We start from the raw sequence: 1,457 nt of genomic DNA, 5'->3' as shown, positions 1-1,457 counted from the left end.
GCATAGGACCCAACCCCACCCTGCCCGCGCCGAACCCGACGCTGATGCCCACCGTGAACATCGCCCGCGTCGCCCGCTGGGAGAACGGCGCCAAGCCGAAGACGGCGGCGGGGCTTCAGGTCGCGGCCTACGCGGACGGGTTCGACCATCCGCGCTGGATGTACCTCCTGCCCAATGGCGACGTGCTGGTGGCGGAGGCGAACAAGCCCAAGACCGACGACCCCTCCACCGGCATCGCCGACTGGGTCGCCGACAAGGTGAAGAGCATGGCCGGCGCCGGCGTGCCGAGCCCGGACCGGATCGTCCTCCTGCGCGACACGAACGGCGACGGTGTCGCCGAGGAGCGCCACGTCTTCCTCTCCGGCCTGCATTCGCCCTTCGGCATGGCCCTGGTGGGCGGCGACCTCTACGTCGCCAATGCCGATGCCCTGGTGAAGGTGCCCTATGCTCCGGGCCAGACCGAGATCACCGCGAAGCCCGAGACCGTGGTCGCGCTGCCGTCCGGCATCAACCACCATTGGACGAAGAACGTCATCGCGAGCCCTGACGGGTTGAGGCTCTTCGTCACCGTGGGCTCGAACAGCAATGTCGGCGAGAACGGTCTCGACAAGGAGGTGGGCCGCGCCGCGATCTGGGAATACACCCTCGCCACGAAGCAGATGCGCGAGTTCGCCACGGGGCTTCGCAACCCCAACGGCCTCGCCTTCGAGCCCACCACCGGTGCCCTCTGGACGGCGGTGAACGAGCGCGACGAGATCGGCAGCGACCTCGTGCCCGACTACGTCACCTCGGTGAAGGAAGGCGGCTTCTATGGCTGGCCCTACAGCTACTGGGGCAAAAACGTGGACGAACGGGTGTCGCCGCAGAAGCCCGACCTCGTCGCCAAGGCCATCGCGCCGGACTATGCGGTGGGCACCCACACCGCGTCTCTGGGCATCGCCTTCTCCAACGGATCGACCCTGCCGGAGGCGTGGACAAGCGGCCTCTTCGTGGCCCAGCACGGCTCATGGAACCGCCGCCCGAAGAGCGGCTACAAGGTGATCTACGTCCCCTTCAAGGACGGCAAACCCACAGGGCAGCCGGTGGACGCGCTCACCGGCTTCCTCGACGCCGACGAGAAGGCGCAGGGACGGCCGGTGGGCGTGATCCTCGACAAGACCGGGGCGCTGTTGGTGAGCGATGATGTAGGGAAGGTGATCTGGCGGGTGAGCGGGGTGTCGCGGACACAGTGATGGCGGCTAATGTAAAGAGCAACGACCGCTGTTTCAGACCTCGTAACTTGGTTGATTGAACTTACTAGCGGATGCTCGTGCCAGATCGGGTCATCCCAGCAGACCACCTCATCCTGAGGTGCCCTTTGCTTGAGCAAGGGGCCTCGAAGGAGCCTCCAGATGCCGATGCGATACCTGGAAGCCTCCTTCGAGGCCGCTACGCGGCACCTCAGGATGAGGTAAGGC

General features: G+C 66.2%; 1 protein-coding gene. It reads left to right on the top strand.

Features of this window, described 5'->3' with window-relative positions:
• Positions 1-1,232 (top strand): PQQ-dependent sugar dehydrogenase (locus MBTS_RS22960; RefSeq protein WP_244973631.1); only part of this gene is annotated, 1,232 nt, incomplete at its 5' end.
• Positions 1,233-1,457: the final 225 nt, after the last annotated feature.

The sequence above is a fragment of the Methylobacterium bullatum genome (genome assembly GCF_014845095.1).
Lineage (GTDB): Bacteria > Pseudomonadota > Alphaproteobacteria > Rhizobiales > Beijerinckiaceae > Methylobacterium > Methylobacterium bullatum.
The sequence above is the reverse complement of the archived record's forward strand: the minus strand, read 5'-3'. Positions and strand labels throughout refer to the sequence as shown.